Origin of the sequence: Sulfitobacter sp. HGT1 (genome assembly GCF_013282155.1) — a bacterium.
Lineage (GTDB): Bacteria > Pseudomonadota > Alphaproteobacteria > Rhodobacterales > Rhodobacteraceae > Sulfitobacter.
In genome coordinates this window covers 303,843-326,315 of the sequence record NZ_BLWI01000001.1, presented here as the reverse complement: position 1 = coordinate 326,315, position 22,473 = coordinate 303,843, and the positions used below count along the sequence as shown (strand labels likewise).

At 58.8% G+C, this 22,473-nt stretch carries 22 protein-coding genes; 5 read left to right on the top strand and 17 right to left on the bottom strand.

The annotated features are described in order from the left end of the window. Positions 1-176 precede the first annotated feature (176 nt). The gene (locus HGT1_RS01550) at positions 177-872 is read left to right on the top strand and encodes a phosphatidylcholine/phosphatidylserine synthase (protein WP_176248215.1); all 696 of its coding nucleotides are present in this window, start codon (positions 177-179) and stop codon (positions 870-872) included. A gap of 44 nt (positions 873-916) precedes the next feature. Here the strand turns inward: HGT1_RS01550 and HGT1_RS01545 are convergent, their stop codons facing one another. The 5 genes from HGT1_RS01545 to HGT1_RS01525 all read right to left on the bottom strand — a co-directional run bounded on the left by HGT1_RS01545 (position 917) and on the right by HGT1_RS01525 (position 7,435). Next, complete coding sequence (locus HGT1_RS01545) at positions 917-1,339, bottom strand: methylated-DNA--[protein]-cysteine S-methyltransferase (protein WP_176248331.1); 423 nt, start codon at positions 1,337-1,339, stop codon at positions 917-919. Between the two features lie 64 nt (positions 1,340-1,403). Beyond that, positions 1,404-4,319, bottom strand: coding sequence for an isoleucine--tRNA ligase (ileS, locus tag HGT1_RS01540; RefSeq protein WP_176248214.1), 2,916 nt, complete (start codon positions 4,317-4,319; stop codon positions 1,404-1,406). A gap of 250 nt (positions 4,320-4,569) precedes the next feature. Further along, positions 4,570-5,583: a YcjF family protein gene (locus HGT1_RS01535; RefSeq protein WP_176248213.1), complete on the bottom strand. Its 1,014-nt coding sequence runs from the start codon at positions 5,581-5,583 to the stop codon at positions 4,570-4,572. Then, positions 5,583-5,999, bottom strand: a complete 417-nt coding sequence (locus tag HGT1_RS01530; protein WP_176248212.1) for a GNAT family N-acetyltransferase — start codon at positions 5,997-5,999, stop codon at positions 5,583-5,585. The genes HGT1_RS01535 and HGT1_RS01530 overlap by 1 nt, the downstream gene beginning before the upstream one ends. A 23-nt stretch (positions 6,000-6,022) precedes the next feature. Beyond that, positions 6,023-7,435, bottom strand: coding sequence for a YcjX family protein (locus HGT1_RS01525; RefSeq protein ID WP_176248211.1), 1,413 nt, complete (start codon positions 7,433-7,435; stop codon positions 6,023-6,025). Between the two features lie 92 nt (positions 7,436-7,527). Between HGT1_RS01525 and truA the strand changes: the two genes are divergently transcribed. From truA to HGT1_RS01510, 3 genes are all read left to right on the top strand, one after another. Then, positions 7,528-8,298 (top strand): tRNA pseudouridine(38-40) synthase TruA, encoded by a 771-nt coding sequence (gene truA / locus HGT1_RS01520; RefSeq protein ID WP_176248210.1) that lies wholly within the window; start codon positions 7,528-7,530, stop codon positions 8,296-8,298. A 223-nt stretch (positions 8,299-8,521) separates the two neighbouring features. Further along, positions 8,522-8,980, top strand: a complete 459-nt coding sequence (locus tag HGT1_RS01515; RefSeq protein WP_176248209.1) for an NUDIX hydrolase — start codon at positions 8,522-8,524, stop codon at positions 8,978-8,980. A gap of 94 nt (positions 8,981-9,074) precedes the next feature. Continuing rightward, a complete protein-coding gene (locus tag HGT1_RS01510; RefSeq protein WP_176248208.1) occupies positions 9,075-10,556 on the top strand; it encodes an inorganic phosphate transporter in 1,482 nt (493 codons plus the stop codon). A gap of 29 nt (positions 10,557-10,585) precedes the next feature. Here the strand turns inward: HGT1_RS01510 and HGT1_RS01505 are convergent, their stop codons facing one another. The 3 genes from HGT1_RS01505 to HGT1_RS01495 all read right to left on the bottom strand — a co-directional run bounded on the left by HGT1_RS01505 (position 10,586) and on the right by HGT1_RS01495 (position 13,733). Further along, complete coding sequence (locus tag HGT1_RS01505) at positions 10,586-11,593, bottom strand: 2-dehydropantoate 2-reductase (protein WP_255200055.1); 1,008 nt, start codon at positions 11,591-11,593, stop codon at positions 10,586-10,588. Then, on the bottom strand, positions 11,578-12,483 hold the full coding sequence (gene argF, locus HGT1_RS01500; RefSeq protein WP_176248207.1) for an ornithine carbamoyltransferase: 906 nt from the start codon (positions 12,481-12,483) through the stop codon (positions 11,578-11,580). The genes HGT1_RS01505 and argF overlap by 16 nt, the downstream gene beginning before the upstream one ends. 74 nt (positions 12,484-12,557) lie before the next feature. Beyond that, entirely contained in the window at positions 12,558-13,733 is a 1,176-nt protein-coding gene (locus HGT1_RS01495; RefSeq protein WP_176248206.1) for an aspartate aminotransferase family protein, read from the bottom strand. Between the two features lie 427 nt (positions 13,734-14,160). Here HGT1_RS01495 and HGT1_RS01490 point away from each other — a divergent pair, with 427 nt between their 5' ends. Next, positions 14,161-14,730: a GcrA family cell cycle regulator gene (locus tag HGT1_RS01490; protein ID WP_176248205.1), complete on the top strand. Its 570-nt coding sequence runs from the start codon at positions 14,161-14,163 to the stop codon at positions 14,728-14,730. Between the two features lie 85 nt (positions 14,731-14,815). Here the strand turns inward: HGT1_RS01490 and HGT1_RS01485 are convergent, their stop codons facing one another. The 9 genes from HGT1_RS01485 to coxB form a co-directional block, all read right to left on the bottom strand. After that, the gene (locus HGT1_RS01485) at positions 14,816-15,400 is read right to left on the bottom strand and encodes a GNAT family N-acetyltransferase (RefSeq protein ID WP_176248204.1); all 585 of its coding nucleotides are present in this window, start codon (positions 15,398-15,400) and stop codon (positions 14,816-14,818) included. Further along, entirely contained in the window at positions 15,400-16,662 is a 1,263-nt protein-coding gene (locus HGT1_RS01480) for a pitrilysin family protein (protein ID WP_176248203.1), read from the bottom strand. Before HGT1_RS01480 ends, HGT1_RS01485 begins: the two co-directional genes overlap by 1 nt. After that, on the bottom strand, positions 16,659-18,047 hold the full coding sequence (thrC, locus tag HGT1_RS01475) for a threonine synthase (protein WP_176248202.1): 1,389 nt from the start codon (positions 18,045-18,047) through the stop codon (positions 16,659-16,661). Before thrC ends, HGT1_RS01480 begins: the two co-directional genes overlap by 4 nt. A gap of 7 nt (positions 18,048-18,054) precedes the next feature. Next, a complete protein-coding gene (locus HGT1_RS01470) occupies positions 18,055-18,735 on the bottom strand; it encodes an SURF1 family protein (protein ID WP_176248201.1) in 681 nt (226 codons plus the stop codon). Positions 18,736-18,852: 117 nt separating this feature from the next. After that, positions 18,853-19,656 carry a cytochrome c oxidase subunit 3 gene (locus HGT1_RS01465; RefSeq protein WP_176248200.1) on the bottom strand — a complete coding sequence of 268 codons (804 nt, stop codon included), beginning with the start codon at positions 19,654-19,656 and terminating at the stop codon, positions 18,853-18,855. Positions 19,657-19,678: 22 nt separating this feature from the next. Next, complete coding sequence (locus HGT1_RS01460) at positions 19,679-20,254, bottom strand: cytochrome c oxidase assembly protein (RefSeq protein WP_176248199.1); 576 nt, start codon at positions 20,252-20,254, stop codon at positions 19,679-19,681. Continuing rightward, positions 20,254-20,430, bottom strand: a complete 177-nt coding sequence (locus tag HGT1_RS01455) for a cytochrome C oxidase assembly protein (RefSeq protein WP_176248198.1) — start codon at positions 20,428-20,430, stop codon at positions 20,254-20,256. Before HGT1_RS01455 ends, HGT1_RS01460 begins: the two co-directional genes overlap by 1 nt. After that, entirely contained in the window at positions 20,427-21,365 is a 939-nt protein-coding gene (gene cyoE / locus HGT1_RS01450; protein ID WP_176248197.1) for a heme o synthase, read from the bottom strand. The genes HGT1_RS01455 and cyoE overlap by 4 nt, the downstream gene beginning before the upstream one ends. A 60-nt stretch (positions 21,366-21,425) precedes the next feature. Next, on the bottom strand, positions 21,426-22,322 hold the full coding sequence (gene coxB, locus HGT1_RS01445; RefSeq protein WP_176248196.1) for a cytochrome c oxidase subunit II: 897 nt from the start codon (positions 22,320-22,322) through the stop codon (positions 21,426-21,428). Positions 22,323-22,473 lie beyond the last annotated feature (151 nt).

Sequence of the window (22,473 nt, the reverse complement as noted above, 5' to 3'; positions counted from 1 at the left end):
TTGCTACAGAGGTGTAATCGGCGATCCGACCCAACACCCGAATGGGCTGCACAAGGGCAACCCTGAAATTGGTTGTCAGGCTTTAGGCGGAATCACAAGCGGGGTCAACCCAAGCCTAACCAGTTCCTTGCGCTTTTCCTTTTGCACTTACCAGAAAGATTTGGCATCTGTGATGAATGAGTATCCAGTCACGCGCCCTTCTTGTTCATTTGTTCACTGCAACCGGCGCGATATTTGCCATGTTGGCGATGCTGGCGGCTGTCGACCAGAAATGGGATTTGATGTTCCTATGGCTGGTTGTTGCCTTTTTTGTTGATGGTATCGACGGCCCATTGGCCCGCAAATACGACGTCAAAACAAATGCGCCGCAGTTTGACGGGGTCCTTTTGGACCTGATTATCGACTATCTTACCTATGTTTTCATCCCTGCCTTTGCCCTGTTCAAATCGGGCCTGATGGACGGCTGGAGCGGCTGGGTCATGATCATCATCATCACCTTCGCAAGTGCGATGTATTTCTGTGACACCCGGATGAAGACGAAAGACAATTCGTTCTGGGGCTTTCCGGGGTGCTGGAACATGCTGGTGCTGGTGCTGTTTGCATTGTCGCCGCCATGGTGGGTGTCGTTGATTTTGGTCACCTTCCTTGCAGTCACCATGTTTGCGCCGCTCAAATTCGTGCATCCCGTGCGCACCGAACGCTGGCGGCCGGTTACCTTGCCAATGGCGCTGGCGTGGACATTTTTCGCAGGATGGGCCGCCTGGGTCGATTTTCACCCAGAAAGCTGGGCACATTGGGGTCTGGTCCTGACCAGCCTTTACCTGACCTTTGCCGGTGTCGCGCAACAGTTTCTGTACGAACGGGATATATAGGGTAGGTTTCTAACCCACGCTTTGCGCCGCTCAACACAATTGCCCTATATCAACAATCCTGCCGCCCCTTCATGGCGCAGCAATGCGATTTTCGTCTCGATCCCCCCTGCCCCTGAATAGCCGGTCAGGCCCTTGGCCCCCATCACGCGGTGGCACGGGATGATGACGGGAATCGGATTTTGCCCGCAGGCCTGCCCCACCGCCTGCGCGGGGGCATTCAGATCCTTGGCGATCTCGCCATAGGTGCGGGTTTCACCAAAGGGAATCGCGCATATCGCATCGCACACCGCCCTTAGAAAACCGCTGCCCCCGACCCGCAGGGGAAGCGTGAATTCGGTCAACGCGCCTGTGTCAAAGCTGGCAAGCTGACGGGTAGCGGCATCCAGAAGATCACTGCGGTGTTGATCCCGAGCAGCCCCCCAAGACAGGCGCGTGATTGCGCCTGCCTCTTCGGTCACCGTCAGCATCCCGAATTGCGTCTGGATGGACTGTTGCAGAGCCACCTAGACGCAACCGGGGTGCAACCCCGCCTTAGGACACTGCATCGTCACACCGCTTGCACACGGCCGGGTGCGCATGGGTGCCAACGTCTGGCAGCACTTTCCAGCACCGCGCGCATTTCTCGCCCTCGGCCTTGGCAAAGACCACGGCAACCCCCGCCACATCATCGGATGTCCATGCGCCCTCGGGGGCATCCCCGGTCGTCAGGGTGATCTGGCTGGTGATGCACAAATCAGCAAAGGTTTCCGGGTCAGTGATGATCTCGGCATATTCGGGCGCAAGATAGACGGTTGGCGATGCTTCCAGCGATGAACCGATCACCTTGGCTGTACGCTGCTCTTCCAACGCCCCCGTTACGACGCGGCGCACGGCACGCAGCTTTTCCGCACGGGCGGCCAACACATCGTCGCGCCATGCGGCAGGCGTTTCGGGGAAGTCCTGCAAATGCACCGACGTATTTTCATCTGCATGACGCTCCAGCCAGACTTCCTCCATCGTGAAGACAAGGATCGGGGCCAGCCAGATGGTCAGACGGTTGTACAGGTGATCCAGCACGGTCAAAGCGGCCAGTTTGCGGGTCGTGTCACCGTCGCAATACAACGCATCCTTGCGGATATCGAAATAGAAGGACGACAGATCAAGCGTCGCAAATTCGAACACCGCGCGGAAGACACCCTGGAAGTCGAACTTGGCATAGCCTTCGCGCACAACGCCATCCAGAACGGCCAGCTTGTGCAGGATCAGACGCTCCAGCTCGGGCATGTCCTCGATTGCGACAGCTTTGGACTTGTCGAAATCCGTGAGCGACCCCAGCATATAGCGCATCGTGTTGCGCAACCGGCGATAGCTGTCCGCGACACCTTTGAGGATCTCATCCCCGATCCGCTGGTCCGCCGTATAATCGGTCTGCGCCACCCAAAGCCGCAGGATATCCGCGCCATATTGCTGCACGATCTTTTCCGGCACGATGGTGTTGCCGATGGATTTGGACATTTTCATGCCCTTGGCATCCAGCGTGAAACCATGCGTTACCACATTGCGATAAGGCGCGTGGCCCGTGGTGCCAACCGATTGCAGCAGCGACGAATGGAACCAGCCCCGGTGCTGGTCGGTGCCTTCCATATAGACATCAGCGATGCCGTCTTTGGTGCCGTCGGGGCGGTCGCGCAGAACGAATGCATGGGTCGAACCCGAATCAAACCAAACGTCCAGAATGTCGAACACCTGATTATAATCGTTAGGGTTCACGATCCCGCCCAGGAACCGCTCTTTCGCGCCATCCTCGTACCAGACATCTGCACCGTCTGCCTCGAAGGCCTCGACGACGCGCTTGTTAACGTCGGGGTTGCGCAGCAGGAAATCAGCATCAGTCGGCAGCGCACCTTTCTTGGTAAAGCAGGTCAGCGGCACACCCCACGCACGTTGACGCGACAACACCCAGTCAGGCCGTGCCTCCATCATCGAATACAGTCGGTTGCGGCCCTTTTTCGGCACCCAGTTGACGTTATCAATCTCGGTCAGGGCACGTTCGCGGATGGTCTTGCCAAAGGTATCCAACCCGTCACCAACGGGCTTGTCGATGGCGGCAAACCACTGCGGCGTGTTGCGATAGATCACCGGTGCCTTGGACCGCCAGCTGTGCGGATAGCTGTGCTTGATCTTGCCACGTGCCAGCAAACCGCCCACCTCGACCAGCTTGTTGATCACGGCGGTGTTCGCGTCACCTTCCTTACCATTGGGCTTCAGGATCGCCTTGCCGCCAAAGAACGGCAGGTCCGTGCGGAACGACCCGTCTTCGACCACGTTATAGGTGATCACCTGCTCCAACATGCCCAGATCGCGGTAAAGCTCATATTCCTCAAGACCGTGGCTTGGCGCGCAATGCACAAAACCCGTGCCTTCGGTATCGGTCACGAAATCTGCAGCGCGGAAGTCGCGCAGATCATCCCACTCGCCATTGCCGCCCTCAGCCCCGGCCAGCGGATGCTGCAACTTGATCTTGGCCAGATCATCCTGCGTCACATCAGACAGGCGGCGCACCTGTGTCTCGTCCAGACGCGCACGCCCGAAAACCTCCATCGCCATAGCGTCGGACAGGATATAGCGATCCCCGACCGTGACCCAGGATTCCTCAGGGCAACCCGTCACTTCGTACAGGCCATAGGAAATGCCTTCGCCATAAACGACGGCCTTGTTGCTCGGCATGGTCCAGGGCGTCGTGGTCCAGATCACGACCTGCGCCCCGTCCAGCCCGGCATCGCCCGTGCCCACAACCTTGAACTTCACCCAGATGGTAAAGCTTTCCTTGTCGTGATACTCGACCTCGGCCTCGGCCAAGGCGGTCTTCTCAACTGGCGACCACATCACCGGCTTTGAGCCCTGATACAGCGTGCCGTTCATCAGGAACTTCATGAATTCCTCGGCGATCACACGCTCGGCGTGGAAATCCATCGTCAGATACGGATCGGCCCAATTGCCGGTGATGCCCAGACGCTTGAATTCCTCGCGCTGGATGTCCACCCAACCGGCGGCAAACTTGCGGCACTCGGCGCGGAAATCATTGATCGGCACGTCGTCCTTGTTCTTGCCCTTCTGGCGGTACTGTTCCTCGATCTTCCATTCGATCGGCAGACCGTGACAATCCCAACCGGGGATATAGCGCGCGTCAAAACCCATCATCTGGTGGCTGCGCACGATCATGTCCTTGATCGTCTTGTTCAGCGCGTGACCGATGTGCAGATGCCCGTTGGCATAGGGCGGGCCATCATGCAGCGTAAACGGCGTGCGGCCCTCTTTTTCACGCAACCGGTCATAGACGCCGATCTTCTCCCACCGCGCCAGCCACTCGGGCTCGCGCTTGGGCAGGCCCGCGCGCATCGGGAAATCGGTCTTGGGCAGGTTCAGCGTGGATTTATAATCAACTGTTTCAGGCGTGTCGGCGCACATGGGGGGCGTCCTTTGGCAAACGGAATTGGGGAATAGATGTTCAGGTGCGGTGCGAGTATCTCAAACACCTCTGCCCGGCGTCTCGTGCATTCAGAGCGCCGGGAAAATAATTCGAATAATGATCGCGGATATCCGGCTCATGACGCGCCTTATAAGCCCCCCACCCAGAAGCGACAAGCCCCTACGCCCCTCGTTCTCTGGCTCTTAAATATCCCGGGGTTTGGGGCAGCGCCCCAATCCGTTGGTCCGATCACTCCTGCGCCTGCGATCCTTTGCCAAACAACCCCGACAAGGCCCGCTTGATGATGCTGCGCACCTTCGGTCTGCGCCCTTGCGAAAACGGCATCGGGCGACAGACTTCCATCGCGGCAACACCGACCCGCGCCGTCAGCGCACCGTTCACCAGCCCTTCGCCAAAACGCCGCGACAGCTTGGCCAGCATCGTGCCGCCCAAAATCGGCTCCAGCATGTCGTCGCCCACCGCCACGGCCCCCGTCGCCACCAAATGCGACAACACCGCCCGCGTCAGCCGCCACGACCCGAAAAACCCCGATCGCCCGCCATAAATCTCGGCGACACGGCGGATCATGCGCAGGTTGCTGGTCAGGGCGGCGGCCACATCGGCCAGCGCCAGTGGCACCAGCGCTGTCACCGTTGCCACCTGCCGCGCGGCGGCTTCGACCTCGCGGCTGGCGGCGATGTCCAGCGGGCCGAGCAATTCGGCCTCGGCCAGCGCCAGCAAACTATGTGCGTCCAGTTGATCTTCGCGCAGCTCGGCAAGCCGGTCGCGGCCCCAGCGGGTATCTTCGCGCCCTTTGTACAACGCGACCAGCCGGTCGGTCACCGACCGCGCCGCTTTCAGATCATCTTGCGCCAAGGCCTGGCCAACGTCGTGGTGCAGGCCGTCCAGCCGCGCGAGCCTGCTGAACGCCGCAAGTTCTCGCAGGCACAGCAGGGCGACCACCACCAGCAACGCCCCCATCAGAACGCTCATTGCCAGCCCGATCACCGGATAGCTGGCCATCAATCCGGTGATGAAATTCCACGCGGTGATCGACACCAGCGCCCCGATAAAGGCCGTCAGCAGCCACCAGAACAGCCTGACCAGTTTCGACGGTTTACGCGCCGCCAGACGTGCCGCGATTTGCATCGCCTGACCTTGGGGGGCGACCATTCCGACATCCGGAACGGGCGGCGCCTCGGATACAGACGGGCGCGGTGCCGCGTCTTCTTCCAGATCAAACAATACCGGACCCTTAGCCATTACATCGCCCCCCGCTGCCATTCATATTTGATGTCCGGCAATTTCTCATCGCTGTTGCTGCCATCGCTACGCTGCACTTCTGCAAAGCCTTGGCGCAGATAAAACCGCTGGGCACCTGAATTGGCCTGAAACGTCCAAAGCGCCAGACGGTCCACCGCGTCTTGCGCATGGCGAAGCAACGCTGCCCCCACACCCTGCCCGCGATTTGCCGCAGCAACATAAAGCGCATCCAGATCTTCGCCGTTCAATGCGTAAAACCCGACAATTGCGCCTTCCTGCTCGGCCACATGGACCCGCCCCAAATCAATCATACGCGCGGCATGGGCGATGTCTTGGGCGCGGCTGTGTATCCGCGGCATCCACGCCGTTGTATCCACGAATTCCGACAGGATCGCGCCAACAGTGCCGGCGTCCATATCCCGCGCCCTGCGTAGTTTTATCACAACCGGTCCCCGATCAGGAATTCAGCCGCCTTGTCCAACCGGATGTGCGGTGGCCCGTCACCGGGGCGCAGGTTCAGCTTGGCCGGGGCAAAGCGCATGATTTTGTAATCCTGATCCAGCCATTTTTCCGCCCCCGCCCGTGCGGGGCTCAGCAGATGCGCGGGGTCTTTGGGCAGCTCGCCGGGATAGAAAGCCGCCTCTTTACCGGTCTCAAGCAAGCTGCCGCGCACAACATCCAAGGTTTCGCCGCCATGCTCCATCGACGCCTCGGTCGTGGCGCGCAGCGATGCCAGCGACATCGCGGATGTGCCTGCCCCTGCGAACCGCGCACGGTCGCGGGCCTCGCGGGTCAATGCCTCCATGATCGCGGTCAGGCTGGCGTGTTGGGAATGGTGCAGATGGTCGGCCTTGGTCGCGGCGAACAATATCTTTTCGACCCGTTTGCCGCGCAGGAGCTGCGTCAGAAACCCGTTGCGACCGGGCTTGAAACTGCTGAGGATTTCGCTCATTGCGGCGCGCAGGTCCTCGACCGCACGGGGGCCCTGATTGATCGCGCCAAGCGCATCGACCAGCACAACCTGACGGTCGATCTTGGCAAAGTGGTCGCGGAAAAACGGCTGCACGACCTTGCGTTTATACGCCTCAAAGCGCCGCGCCATTTCACGCAGCAACGACCCGCGCGGGCCGTCGCCACCGGGCAAGGGCGCAAAGGTCAGCACAGGTGATCCCGCCAGATCACCGGGCAAAAGGAACCGCCCCGGCGTGCAATCGGAATAGCCATTGGCACGCGCCGTTTGCAGATAGTCAGCAAAGCTGGCGGCAAGGGTTTGGGCCGTGGGCTCGTTCAGGCTGGCCATGGGATCAGTGTCAGCGACCAATGCGCGATAGCCTGCCGCCTCTTCGCGGTTTCCGATCCGCTTGAGAACCTGCGCGGACCATTCTGCGTAATCGACATCCATCAACGCCAGATCCAGCAGCCATTCACCGGGGTAATCGACAATATCCAGATGGATCGTGCGCGGCCCCTGAAACCCCGCCAGCAGCCCGTTGGGACGCACACGCAACGAAAGGCGCAGTTCGGAGATCGCGCGGGTGCTGTCGGGCCAATGGGGTGTCGGGCCTGTCAACGCGGCCAGGTGGTTTTCATAATCAAAGCGCGGCACGGTATCATCAGGCTGGGGTTGCAGGAATGCGGCCTCTATCCGGCCCTCGGACGCGGCCAGCAGCCCCGGCATCCGGCCCCGGTCCAGCAGGTTCGCCACCAGTGAGGTGATGAACACCGTCTTGCCCGACCGCGCCAATCCGGTGACGCCCAGACGGATGACCGGCTCAAAGAACACCTCGGACACGCCGTCCTGTACATTTTCGACCTGCCGCCAAATACCATCGGCAATTTTTGAAAGTACCAAAGCCCGCGCCCGCCTTATCTTGCTGTTGAAACCGAACATAAGCATGGGGTGCAGGGATTGCCAGAAGCCACCGCCCGCGCTAAGCCCGCGCCATGTATCGCTATGCCCTGAAAATCGAATACCACGGCGGCCCGTTTCACGGCTGGCAACGTCAGAATGATGTGCCCTCGGTTCAGGGCGTGATCGAGGCTGCGCTGGCCAAAATCGAACCGCGCGACCACAATATCGCAGCCGCCGGGCGCACGGACGCAGGCGTTCACGCGATGGCGCAGGTCGCCCATTGCGAGATGGCGCGCGAGTGGACGCCCTTCCGGCTGTCCGAAGCGTTGAACTATCACATGAAGCCGCATCCGGTGGCGATCGTGGATTGCGTACAGGTCGACGAGACGTTTCACGCCCGTTTTTCCGCACAGGAACGGCGCTATCTTTTCCGCATCCTCGTGCGGCGGGCCCCTGTGACCCATCAGGCGGGGTTGGTCTGGAACGTCAAGAAACCACTGGATCTGGATGCCATGCGCGAAGGTGCCAGCCATTTGCTGGGCAAGCATGATTTCACGACATTCCGGTCAACGATCTGCCAGTCAATGACCCCAATCAAAACCGTTGACCGGCTGGACATGACATGGGTCGATACCCTTGGCGGGCCAGAGCTGCATTTCGATGTGCGTGCGCGGTCGTTTCTGCACAATCAGGTGCGCAGTTTCGTCGGCACACTGGAACGGGTCGGCGCAGGGTCGTTTCGCCCCGATGATGTGAAAACGATGCTTGAGGCGCGCGACCGTCAGGCCTGCGGCCCCGTGTCGCCGCCGCATGGGTTGTACCTGTCCCATGTCGGCTATCCGGTTGATCCCTTCGCGGGCTAGCTTTTTGCGGTTGCCCCCGACCCAAAAGCGGTTTTGTCAGGGTTGGTTTTGCGGCTGACCCTGCTTATGTAGTTTGTCAAAGACATGGTTTTATGGCCACAAGCACCGACCGGCTTGACCAGCCCGTGGGGGCCTTTCGGCTATGGAATTGATTTCTTTTGTAAAATCGTTTACTGATTACGCATAAAATCAAAAAACAGACCTATTTGGCAGGTGATCCAAGATGATGCACGTATTTAAACGCGCGTGGAGCGACATGTTCCTTCCTATGTGGCAACGGCCGAAACGGCTGCAGGTTGCCGCCCTATGCTATCGCGAAACCCCCAAGGGAAAACAGGTGTTGCTGATCACGAGCCGCGACACCGGACGGTGGATCGTGCCGAAAGGCTGGCCCGTAGACGGGCTGGACGGTGCCGAGGCCGCCTTGCAAGAAGCATGGGAAGAAGCCGGCGTTTCAAAAGCCGACATCGAGAGCGCACCGATGGGGTATTACGACTATAACAAGCGTCTGGACCACGGGCTGACCACGCCTGTGAATGCGCAGGTGTATCTGACGCGTGTGCGCAACCTCGAGGACGAGTACCCAGAGGTGAATGAACGCAAACGTAAATGGTTCGCACCCGCCGAAGCTGCCGAGTTGGTGGACGAACCCGACCTCCAAGAAATTCTGCGGTCGCTATAAACTGCACCCCGATAGCGGTCCGGTTTTTCCGGTCTGACTTGTATAGCTGCCGCGTTTCTGGCAGGACGCGCCAATTATCACGATTGGAGCAGCTATGAGTGACGCCCCCAAAGGCCAGCAGTGGAAGACCCTAGACACCGATTTGCACCGCATTTCCCGTGTTGAACAGGCCGCGACCTATGCCGCACGCCCGATGGTCGGTTTCGGGATAGCGCTGGCATTCATTGTGCTTGCTGCGCTCTCTGCTGGGATTTTCCTTGGCTATTCCTCCTCCAACTATGTGGTGATCGCCGCTGCGGCCTTTGGTGCCTATATGGCGGTCAACATCGGGGCCAATGACGTTGCCAACAATATGGGCCCTGCTGTGGGGGCCAAAGCGCTGAGCATGGGCGGCGCGATCCTGATCGCGGCGATCTGCGAAAGCGCGGGTGCCTTGCTGGCCGGGGGCGATGTTGTATCGACCATCTCAAAGGGGATCATTGACCCCAATTCGGTTGCGGATTCGCAGGTGTTTATCTGGGCCATGATGGCCGCGCTGATTTCTTCTGCGCTATGGGTCAACCTGGCCACATGGGTCGGCGCGCCCGTGTCCACGACCCATTCGGTCGTCGGTGGCGTTTTGGGGGCGGGCATCGCGGCCGCCGGCCTTACGGCCGTCAACTGGTCATCCATGAGCATGATTGCCGCAAGCTGGGTTATCTCTCCCGTCTTGGGCGGTGTTGTCGCCGCCGGTTTTCTGGCGCTGATCAAAGCTAAAATCCTGTACCAGGAAGACAAGATCGCCGCCTCGCGCCGGTGGGTCCCCATTCTGATCGGCGTCATGGCTGGCGTTTTCGCCACCTATCTGGCGCTGAAGGGTCTGAAAAAGATCGTTCACATCGATATGGGCATGGCCCTGTTCATCGGGCTGGTTCTGGGGCTTATCTCCTACGCTGTGTCGCGCCCGGCCATTTTCCGCGCCTCCGAAGGGCTGGAAAACCGCAACAAATCGGTCAAGGTTCTGTTTGGTCTGCCGCTGGTGTTTTCGGCAGGTTTGCTGAGTTTTGCCCACGGGGCCAACGACGTGGCCAATGCGGTTGGCCCCTTGGCCGCGATTGTGCACGCCTCTGAATTTGGCGGCTTCGAGGCCAAAGTATCAATTCCCACCTGGGTCATGGTGATCGGTGCCTTTGGTATCTCGTTCGGGTTGTTCCTGTTCGGGCCAAAACTGATCCGCATGGTCGGCAGCCAGATTACCAAGCTGAACCCGATGCGCGCCTATTGTGTGGCCTTGTCAGCGGCGATCACGGTGATTGTGGCGTCGTGGCTGGGGCTGCCGGTCAGTTCCACCCATATCGCCGTTGGTGGCGTGTTCGGTGTGGGCTTTTACCGCGAATGGCACATGGAACGCCGGTTGCGCAAACCTGATGCTACCGTTGGTAACGTCAAACGGATCGCCGTCGAGGAACGCCGCCGCCGCAAGCTGGTCCGGCGGTCGCATTTCATGACCATCATCGCTGCCTGGGTGATTACCGTTCCCGCAGCGGCAACCATGTCAGCGCTGATCTTTGTCTTGCTGACCTCGATCGTTACCTAAATTGATCATCCCCCAAGCCGCTTGCCCCTTCAAATATCAGTCGGGGATAGACAGGGCAGCCCCTGCCCTGCGGCTTGGGCTTGGTTAACGTGGTGCAGAACGCGGGCGCACAACGGTGTGGGCACCGACTTTTCCGCACCCATCGTGATGATCAGCCCTTGCAGGGCGTCAATCTCTGTCGGTTTTCCTGCCTCAAGATCATAGGACATCGAGGTGCGCGCCGTCGGGTCGATGGTCAACATCTTGGCGGCGATCCGTTGGAAGATCGGCGTAGGTAGGCGCAGCACCCAAGGGATCAACTCTGATGGCAAAGGCGTCGTGGATTGTGGCCGGATGCCATGCGCCTTTAGCACCTTCAATGCCTCGGTCATCTGTGCTGCCATCAGGCCGCGCCAAGGGCGGCTGAGCAGTTGCGCCTGAAGCGTCACTCCCGACAAGGCATTCAACGCATTGTTCAAGTTGATCAGCAGCTTGCCCCATTGGACGGCTGCAATATCACCGCTGTCCACAAACACCAGATCCGGTTGCGACAAGAGGTCGGCAAGGGGTTTCTGGCCCGCTTCGATCACGATGTCACCGCTGGTGGACCGGTGATAGGCCGCGGGGCCAACGGGTACCACGTTGAAAGGCACCATGCCCGCGCGCACATCGTGACCCGGCAAAATATCCCGCAGGGTTTGTGCCGCCTCCATCCCGTTTTGCAGGCTGATCACAACCGTATTCCGGGGGGTGTTTTTACGGATTTCCCGCGCTATCGCGGCTGTGTCTGATGTCTTGACCGTCACGAGTACAATCGCCGCCTGTTTCAGGCAGGCTGGATTATCTGTCAGCGTCAGGTCTTGTGCTGGAATACGGCGATCCATCCCGCCGAAATCGGTCAGCTGCAGGCCATGTTCGTTGATCTGGTCAATGACGCGGGCGCGGGCGAGCAGCGTCACATCATGCCCGCGCGCCGCCAAAAGCCCGCCCACAAAGCAGCCTATCGCCCCTGCACCTGCAACGACGACGGGCTGCTTGCCGGTCACTTGCCCAGACACCAGCGCATGATCGACTTTTGCGCGTGCAGCCGGTTTTCGGCCTCGTCGAAAATCACCGACCGCGGGCCATCCATGACCGAGCTTGTGACCTCGTCATCGCGGTGCGCAGGCAGACAGTGCATGAACAATGCGTCGGGCTTTGCCTTGTTCATCAGCGCATCATTGACCTGATAGCCGCGCAGCTGGTTGTGGCGGCGTTCGCGTGCGGATTGCGGATCATGCATGGAGACCCATGTATCGGTCACCACCAGATCGGCACCCTCGACGGCTTTGTTCGGGTCGCGCTCGATTGTGTAGAGACCATTCAAGGCGGCTTCGGGATCAAGGGTGGGCGGACCGGTGAAAACCAGATCGAAGTCAAAGCTCTTGGCCGCATGGGCAAAGCTGGCAAAGACGTTGTTGCCGTCACCGGACCACACGACTTTCTTGCCTTTGATCGGGCCGCTGTGTTCTTCGAAGGTCATGATATCAGCCATGATCTGGCAAGGATGGGTGCGGTTTGTCAGCCCGTTGATCACCGGAACCGAGGCGTATTCCGCCATCTCGAGAAGGGTTGCTTCCTCGAATGTGCGGATCATGATCAGATCGACATAGCGCGACAGGACGCGGGCGGTGTCGGCGATGGTTTCACCGTGGCCCAGTTGCATGTCGGCACCCGACAGCACCATGGTTTGCCCGCCCATCTGGCGCACGCCCACATCAAAACTGACGCGGGTGCGGGTTGATGGTTTTTCGAAAATCAGCGCGACCATGTGGTCTTTTAGCGGCTGGTCATCATCAGGCGCGCCGCGCGGGCGGCCGTTGCGCTGCGCCTTCATTGCGGCGGCATTGTCGATGATGCCGCGCAGATCGGCGGGATCGGTTTGATTGATGTCGAGAAAATGTTTCATAGGTAATTCTTCTGTTTGAAAGGACGGGGGGCCAGCCCCCCGAGCCCCCCGGAGTTTATTCTGCAAAATGAAGATCAGGCAGGGGTGAGGCTGCTTGCAGCTTTGTCGAGTCGTGCGACCGCTTCGGCGATTTCTTCATCGGTGATGGTGAGCGGGGGAAGCAGGCGGATCACATTGTCGCCAGCCGGGACGGTGATGACTTCGTGTTGATAACCCGCCGCGACCACATCGCTGTTGATTGCCTTGCATTTGAGGCCGAGCATCAGGCCGCTGCCGCGCACGGCTTCGAAGACATCGGGATGGCTGGCCACAAGGCCTTCGAGCTTTTGGCGGATCAGGCTGGCTTTGCGGTTCACTTCGGCCAGAAAGGCCGGGTCGCCGATGATGTCGATCACGGCATTACCGACGGCACAGCCCAGCGGGTTGCCGCCATAGGTCGACCCGTGGGTGCCCGCCGTCATGCCTGATGCCGCATCTTCGGTCGCCAGAACAGCGCCCAAGGGAAAGCCCCCGCCGATGCCTTTGGCGACCATCATGATATCAGGGGTGATGCCGGACCACTCATGGGCAAACAGCTTGCCCGTCCGGCCGACGCCGCACTGGACCTCGTCCATGATCAGAAGGATGCCATGTTCGTCACACAGATCGCGCAGACCTTTCAGGCATTGGTCGGGGACCGGGCGGATTCCGCCTTCGCCCTGTACGGGTTCAATCAGGATGGCAGCCGTGGTGTCGGTAATCGCGGCATGCAACCCGTCATGGTCGCCAAATTCCACATGCACGAAGCCGGGCAGCAACGGGCCAAACCCTTTGGTCATTTTTTCGGATCCGGCAGCGGCAATACCTGCTGACGAACGCCCGTGGAAGGAACCGGAGAAGGTTATGATATCAACCCGGTCCGGCTGACCTTTTTCATAGAAATACTTGCGGGCCATTTTCACGGCCAGTTCACAGGATTCCGTGCCCGAGTTGGTGAAGAACACCGTATCGGCAAAGCTGAGGGCGACCAGTTTGTCGGCCAGCGCCTGTTGCTGCGGGATTTGATAGAGATTCGATGTATGCCACAATTTGCCGGCCTGTTCTGTCAGCGCGGCGACCAACGCAGGGTGGGCGTGGCCCAATGCGTTCACAGCGATACCCGCCCCCAGATCCAGAAATCGGCGGCCGTCTTCCTCGATCAGCCAGCTGCCTTCGCCTTTGACAAAGCTGAGGGGGGCGCGAGAATAGGTCGGCAGAACAGATGGGATCATCAGGATCATCCTTATGGGGTTGGCCGCATCAAAGCCACAAAAGGCCATGAGAGGCGGAGAGGGTCAATGGATTTCAGGGGGTTTTTGCGGATTATTACCGCATATGATCAGACACACCCCAAGAAGGGGTGCTTAGGCCAGGTCAGCTTTGGCGTCGTCGCGACAGATGGGCTGCGTTTTTGATCATGGGGTTTGGATACTGCCACAGTGCCGTTTTGCCTAGTACAAACTTTGCCCCACCGGGCGGTTTGCGGTCAGTTTATGCCAAAGCGATCAGTTTTGATGTGTTTTTAAGGCCCCGAATAGTACGACAACCCGCCCAATCGCTGCTTCGCGCCTTGCACCCAAGCTGTCAGTGATTAGTATAGGGCCTTGAGATTTTCCAAGGCGGTCCGGAATGGGGCCGCTTTTTAGCTAAGGACGCCAAATGTCTTGGACTGATGACCGCGTAGAGATTTTGAAGAAAATGTGGGGCGAGGGCCAATCTGCCAGCCAGATAGCAAAAGAACTGGGCGGCGTCACCCGTAATGCCGTGATTGGCAAGGTTCACCGTCTTGGCCTGTCAAACCGCACAACAACCGGTGCCGCGGCCCCCGCTGCCCCTAAGGCAGAGGCAAAGCCAAAGCCCGCCGCAAAGGCTGCTGCCAAGCCGAAGGCCGAACCGAAAGAGGAAGAAGTCGAAGCCGCCCCCGCGCCCCGGCCGAACCTGCCTGCACGTGCCAAGATCATTCCGGCGGGTCAGCCCCTGCCCCCGCAACCGTCGGCGAACGAAATCAGCCCCGAGGCCCTGGCAAAGGTCAGCGAGATCGAGAAGAAGTCGAAGAAGATCGGCCTGATGGATCTGACAGAGCGCACATGCAAATGGCCGGTCGGTGACCCTGCTACGGATGATTTCTGGTTCTGCGGTCTGCCCGTGCAGCAAGGCAAGCCCTATTGCGAGGCGCATGTTGGTGTCGCGTTCCAACCGATGAGCGCGCGTCGCGATCGTCGTCGGTAAAGATCGTATCGCATCGGTTTGAGATCAGGGGGCTTCGGCCCCCTTTCTTTTTGCCGATCAGGTTTCTGCGGGGGTGGGCCCGAAATCAACCAACGGCTGTTTTGCCACGTCTGTCATTGCGCAGCTGTGCATAAAGCACGTGATTGCGCCAGCGGCCGTCGATCTGCAAATAGCTTTGCGCGACGCCTTCGTATTTGAAGCCGGTCTTTTCCAACAACCCGCGAGAGGCGGCGTTTTCCGGCAGGCAGGCCGCTTCGATCCGGCTTAGGTCCAGCCGCGTGAACGCGTGGTGCACTGTCGCCTCGATCGCCTCGCGCATATAGCCACGGCGGGCAAAGCTTTCGCCAGTCCAATAGCCAAGCGTTCCAGCCTGCGCCGGCCCTCTGCGGATGTTATCAAGGGTGATGGCCCCGATCAGCGTATTGTCTTTGCGCCGGATCAGGAACAGCGGCAACGCCGTGCCCCCCGAAACCGAGCGGGACGCCCAATAGACACGATTAGTGAAGGCCTTGCGCGAGAGATGATCGCTGGCCCAGGAGGGTTCCCACATCCTGAGGTAGTCGATGCTGTCGGCGCGCAATGCGGCCCAGGCGCGGAAATCCGAATGGATCGGAGCGCGCAAGGTGAGCCGCTCCGTCTCGATTGCGAGTTTCCGTCTGACCAGGATCATCAGGCGGCGCGACGCTCTTGCAGGGCTTCGAGGGTTGGTGCGGCGTCGACCGGGCCATATAGGGCCAAGGCTGCCGGTGCGGTGGCCGCCATTGTCTGGGCAAAATCGCGCACATCGCCTGTGGTCACGGCATCAATCTGCGCGATCGTTTCTTCCAGCGGCGGGATACGGTCCCAAATCTGGATAAGACGCGCCAGCCGTTCGGCACGGTTCGACGGGCTTTCCAGCCCCATCAACAATCCGGCTTTCATCTGCGCCCGTGCGCGGGCGACCTCGGCGGGTGACATGTCAGATGCCGCGCGCTTCATCTCGTCGATGGTGATGCCGGCCAGTTCAGGCAGCTGTTCGCCGCTGGTGCCCGCATAGATCGTCATCATGCCGGTGTCGGCATAGGCCCCCGCCTGAGCAAAGATCGTATAGCACAGCCCGCGGTTTTCGCGGATTTCCTGAAACAGGCGGCTCGACATACCGCCCCCAAGCGCGGAGGCGTAAATTTGTGCGACATAGATATCATCGGCGCGGTAGCCGGGGGATTCAAAGCCAAGCGCGAAATGGGCTTGCTCAAGCGGTTTGATCTGGCGGATTTCACCCCCCGAAAATTTTGCCGCATCCACATCGAACAACGGCTTTTGTGGCATGTCACCGAACAGCTTTTCCGCCAGCCGTACGATTTCGTCGTGATCCACCGCCCCTGCCGCTGACAGGATCATCTGTTCAGGGCCGTAATGCTGCGCGATAAAGCCCGACAGGTCTTCGCGGGTAAAGTTGGAAACGCGTTCATGGGGGCCCAGAATGGTGCGGCCCAGCGGCTGGTTTGGATACGCCTCTTCCTGCAACCAGTCAAAAATCACATCATCCGGTGTATCAAGCGCCTGACCGATCTCTTGCAGGATCACGCCGCGTTCGACCTCGATCTCGTTTTTATCCAGCACAGGGTTGCGCAGGATATCCGCGATCACATCCAGCCCAAGGGCCACGTCGTTTTCCAGCACACGCACATAATAGGCCGTCACCTCGCGCGAGGTATAGGCATTGATATAGCCGCCAACGTCTTCGATCGCTTCGGCAATTTGCAGCGATGTGCGTTTGGCTGTCCCCTTGAACGCCATATGCTCAAGGAAATGCGCGATGCCGTTCTGATTGGGTGTCTCGTGGCGCGCACCTGCGGTGACCCACACCCCGATGGAGGCAGAAGCCAGACCCGGCATGTGTTCGGTTACAATGCGAAACCCGTTGGACAGGCGATGTTGCTGCAGGCTCACTGGCTGATGCCCCCTTTGATCATGTCTTTGAGGGCTGCCAGATCGTTCGGCACACGGGTCATGCGTTCTTCGCGATCAAACAGGTCGGCCATATGGGCTGGCAATGGCGGGCGCACACCGGTTGCGGCTTCGACCGCATCGGGGAATTTTGCCGGATGCGCTGTGGCCAATGTGATCATCGGCGTCGCCGGATCACGCAGCGCTTGGGCCACACGGACACCGATGGCCGAATGCGGGCACAGCAGTTCGTTTGTATTGGCGTAAAATTCCTTGATCGTGGCCGATGTTTCCTCTTCCGAGACACGGCCGGACTTGTAGGTGTTTTTCAGATCGCGCAGGGCATTGTCGCCCACGTCAAAGCCACCTTTGGCCAGATCATCCATCAAGCCGTTGATCGCGTCACTGTCCTGCCCATAGGCGAAATACAACGCACGTTCAAAGTTGGAGCTGACCTGAATATCCATCGACGGGCTGATTGACGGATGAACCTCGCCCTTGTGATAGCCACCTGTGGTCAGGCAGCGGTGCAGGATGTCGTTCTGGTTTGTCGCCACCACGAGGTCGGCGATCGGCAGACCCATCTCGCGGGCGATGTAGCCTGCAAAGATATCGCCGAAGTTGCCGGTTGGTACGGTAAAGCTGACCTTGCGGTCCAGCGCGCCCATCGCCAGACCGGCGGTAAAGTAATAGACGACCTGCGCCAAAACGCGGCCCCAGTTGATGCTGTTCACTCCGGCCAGTTTCACGCCATCGCGGAATTCGTGGTCGTTGAACATATCCTTGAGGCGGGCCTGACAATCGTCGAAATCACCGTCCAGCGCCAAGGCGTGCACGTTGCTTTCGGATGGGGTGGTCATCTGGCGGCGCTGCACGTCGGACACGCGGCCATGCGGGTACAAGATGAACACATCGACATTGTCCAAGCCCCGAAATGCCTCGATCGCGGCGGACCCTGTATCGCCAGAGGTCGCGCCGACGATGGTCACGCGGTCGCCCTTGCGCGACAACACGGCCTGAAACATCTGGCCGATCAATTGCATCGCGAAATCTTTGAACGCAAGGGTCGGGCCGTGGAACAGCTCAAGCAGGAAATGCCCCTGATCCAGCTGCACCAATGGCGCGCGCACCGTGTGATTAAACCCTGCATAGGCATTGGCGATCAACTGCTTGAATTCGGCATCTGTGAACGTGTCGCCGATAAAGGGGCGCATGACTTTGAATGCAACGTCCTCGTAGGACATCGTTGCCATCTCGGCCAGGTCTTCGCGCGACAGGGTCGGGATGGTTTCAGGCACATACAGCCCGCCGTCACGGGCAAGCCCTGTCAGCAACGCTTCTTCGAAATTCAGAACGGGGGCAGATCCACGAGTAGAGACATAACGCATAAGAAGGTCAGCTTTCGGCTTTGGACGCGCCGCGGCGGCGCAGGAAAAAGAGGCTCATGCCGAGCCAGATGGCGGCAAGAGAAAACCAGGTGATGGCGTATTGCAGATGGTCATTCGGGATACGAGCAGTATCCACAGGCAAGGCGCTCACATTAGGGTCATCAGGTGAACTGGTCCGCGCCACCAGCAGAATCGGAAGGGTCTGCAAGGCACGGGCCATTGCATCGACATCGCGGGCGAACCAGATATTGGCGTTCATATCGGGTGCGGGCGTATAGCCGTCGGTTTCCTGGGGCCATTGCAAATTGCCGATGATGGTCGCCGGACCAATGGCGCGGTCGGTGTCTTTGGTATCGGCAAGGGCAAAACCGCGGTCGACCATGATCTGGCGGCCGTCCTGCAAATCGAACGGGGCGATAATGCGGTAACCGGCCCCTACGTCCTTTTGCGAAACCAGCACGTGAATTTCGCCATCCCCGATGACACCGTCAGCAACAACCGGCAGATACGCATCAGATTGCGGATCGACAGTGTCGGGCAAAGCGACGGGTGTTGCGATGATCCGTGCATTGATGTCAGCGATGATCGCTTGTTTCCAAGCAAGCCGTTGAACCTGCCAGACCCCGAGCGAGATCAGGATTGCAGCCCCCCCAAGGCCGATAATCAGCAGGAATAGCGTGCGGCGCATAAGGCTCTCTTGAGGTTGGTTACAACGAGGTAACTTCAAGGCAAAGGCGCGCAAGGTTCCCCTAGCGCGCCCGTTGCTTTTAGTGATTGCGTGCAGGTTTGCAAGCAGGTGGGAAGCTTAGATGCCCCACATGTAGACGGCGAAGAACAAAAACAGCCATACCACGTCAACAAAGTGCCAGTACCATGCCGCCGCTTCGAAACCGACGTGCTGTTCTGGGGTAAAGTCGCCTCTGATCGCGCGGATAAGGCATACCGTCAGAAAGATCGTACCGATCAGAACGTGGAAACCGTGAAAGCCCGTTGCCATAAAGAAGCTGGAAAAGAACAGATCGCCGCCGAATGTCCAACCGGTATGGGCAATCAATTCGTAATATTCAAAGGCTTGAAACGCTGTAAACATCACACCCAGACCAATGGCAATCGCCAGACCCGAGATCAGGTCCTTGCGGTTGTTTTCATGTACCAAAGCGTGGTGCGCCCATGTGACAGCACAACCCGACAGCAGCAGAATCAACGTGTTGATCAGCGGCAGGTGAAAGGCGTCGACAGGGATGATGTCTGGCTGAACATAGGTGGAGCCGGGGAAGGCATCCATCGGGTACAGCGCTTCTTTGAAGAAGGTCCAGAACCAAGCAACAAAGAACATCACCTCGGACATGATGAACAGGATAAAGCCATAGCGCAGGCCGATCCGGACAACCTTGGTGTGATCGCCGATCTTGCTTTCCGCGACAACTTCGGACCACCAGCCAAACATGCAGTACAAAACGCCGGCCAAGCCCGCGAAGAACAAGAATGGCGTGATATCATGCATCCACAGGATGATGCCAACCAGCATGGCACAGCCAGCCAAGGAGCTGAGCAGCGGCCATGTGGAGGGCGCTAGAATGTGGTAATCGTGGTTCTTTTCATGGGCCATGGTGGCGTCCCTCACCTTTTTCTTAATTCAGGTTTGTCTGGCTGTCCTGATCAAGGGCGGCATAGCCCTCGGGCAGATCAATTTCATAGAAGGTATAAGATAGTGTGATGGTATGTACATACTTGCCATCAACGTCTTTGACGATTTCCGGATCAACAAAGAAGCTGACCGGCATCTGAACACGCTCGCCGGGGGCAAGCACCTGCTCAGTAAAGCAGAAACATTCGATTTTCTCAAAGAACGGGCCAGCGGCATAGGGCGTCACATTATAAGACGCCTGACCGGCAATCGGCTTGTCCGTGGGGTTGTATGCTTCATAGAAAGCAAGCCCCGTCTCGCCGATGCGCAGTTCCATTTCAGTCACGACCGGCTTGAATTCCCACGCCATGCCCTGATTCAGGCTGCCATCAAAACGCACCTTGATCGTCTGATCCAGGATATCGCCGGCGTTTGCGCTGACCTGGCCAGGCGTGCCGCCAAATCCGGTGACCTGACAAAACCAGTTGTAAAAAGGCACGGAGGCCCAAGCAAGCCCGCCCATCAGCACCACGACTGACACGGTTTGCGCCACCGTTTTTGCCGGACCGGACATTGCCATTACTTGCTCTCCTGCGTCTGGATCGCGCCACCGGGGAGGTTGTTGAAATCGATGTTGGTAATCTTCACAAAGGTCAGCACCATGACCAAAAGCACGAATGCCCCCAGCATCAGACCGATACCCAGATTACGGCCACGGCGCCGTGTGTGAAGCTCGTGTTCAACTCGAATGCTCATGACCACCCTCCAAAGCCGTAGGGACGCAAGGTCGCCTCGGCCAGAATCGCACCGAAGTGCAGGAACAGATACCAAAGCGACAGCCGGAAGAACTTGCGCTCCACCAGGAAATTGTCGGCTTCGCTGTCGTCTTCGTTACGCTTCCAGATTCGCACAGCGCCGATCAGGAACAGGGCGTTCAACACCACTGCTGTCGCCAGATAGATCGGCCCACCGATCGAAGTGAAACCGGTGCCAATCGCAAGGATCACCAGCAAAACGGTATAGGCAAGGATATGACGGCGGGTGGAGGGGCGACCGTGGGTCACGGTCAACATCGGCACCTTTGCATCGTCATAATCGTTGCGCATGAACAGCGCCAGCGCCCAGAAATGCGGTGGCGTCCACATAAAGATCAGCGCGAACATCAACCATGCTTCGACAGAGAAACTGCCCGTGGCGATAATCCAGCCGATGACAGGCGGGAACGCACCGGCGGCACCGCCGATAACAATGTTCTGCGGCGTCGCACGTTTTAGCCACATGCTGTAGAAAACGGCGTAAAACAGGATTGTGAAAAGCAGCATACCGGCTGCCAGCAAATTCGCGGCCAGCCCCAGCATCATCACGGACAAACCGGACAGCGCAACGCCAATGGCCAAAGCTTCGCCCGGTTGAACGCGGCCCGAAGGGATCGGGCGGCCTGCTGTGCGGCGCATGATGGCGTCGATGTCGGCATCCCACCACATGTTCAATGCCCCCGACGCGCCCGCGCCAATCGCAACAAACAGGATCGACGCGAAAGCGACGACCGGATGTACAGAAACAGGTGCGGCCAACATGCCAACCAGCGCTGTGAAAACGACCAACTGCATGACGCGCGGCTTCAACAGCGCGAAGTAATCGCCCAGTTGTGCCTCGTAGTCGCCAGAAGTTGTTGTACTGGTGTCTGCCATGTCAAAACTCATATACAAAGGTCGGGCCACGCAACGCGCGACCCGACGTTTTACATTTCGTTACTTCGAAGCGACGGTCAAAGGCTGCGCGATACCTGCGTATTCAGCTTTCGCTTTGCCCAGCCATTCAGCATAGGCCGCTTCGGATACGACTTTTACCGTGATCGGCATGTAAGCGTGTGCGTTGCCGCAAAGCTCGGAACACTGGCCAAAGTAAACGCCTTCTTTTTCGGCCTTGAACCATGTTTCAGCCAAACGACCCGGAACCGCGTCCTGCTTTACGCCGAATGCCGGCATTGCCCAAGCGTGGATCACGTCGGAGCCGGTCACCTGAACCACAATCGTTTTACCCACTGGGATCACAACGGATGTGTCGGTTGCCAAAAGGAACTGCTGCTCGGTGTAACCGGCTGCTTCCAGCTCCGCGATGACTTCGGGTGTTTTGCGGTTTTCGCCACCCAGTGCCGGGGCACCGATCATGTAGCTGTCAAAGCCGAAACCGTCGTCAACATATTCGTAGGACCAGTACCACTGGTTGCCTGTTGCCTTGATCGTCAGGTCAGCCTGCGGGATTTCCTGCTGGCGGAAAAGAATCGGCAGCGAATAGGCACCGATCAGAACAAGGATAAGGATCGGCACGATCGTCCAGGCGATCTCGACCGGGGTGTGATGCGTAAAGGACGCTGCGGTCGGGTTGCGTTTTTTATTGTAACGGAACGCGACCCAAAGGATCAGGGCCGTCACGAACAAGGTGATCAAGGTGATGATCACCAGGATCAAGTAATCGAGATCGTGAATATCCTGTGCAACACGTGTCACAGCGGGCTGAAAGCCCATCTGAGCGTCTACAGGTTCGCCGATGATTTCGAGACCATCGATGCGAAGGTTTTCCTGCGCCCACACGGGAGCTGCAGAGAAGGCGGCCATGAGACCTGAAAGTTTAAGAAGATGTTTCATATGTCGTCCTGATCTTGTGACCATTGATATCGAATCCTACCGGCATGTGCCGTTTCGGACCACGCGCCGTTGTAATCTGTACGCTTACAATCATATTCTAACTTCAAGATAAAGACTTCTGCTTGCGTCAAACAGACGCGAAGCGATCTTT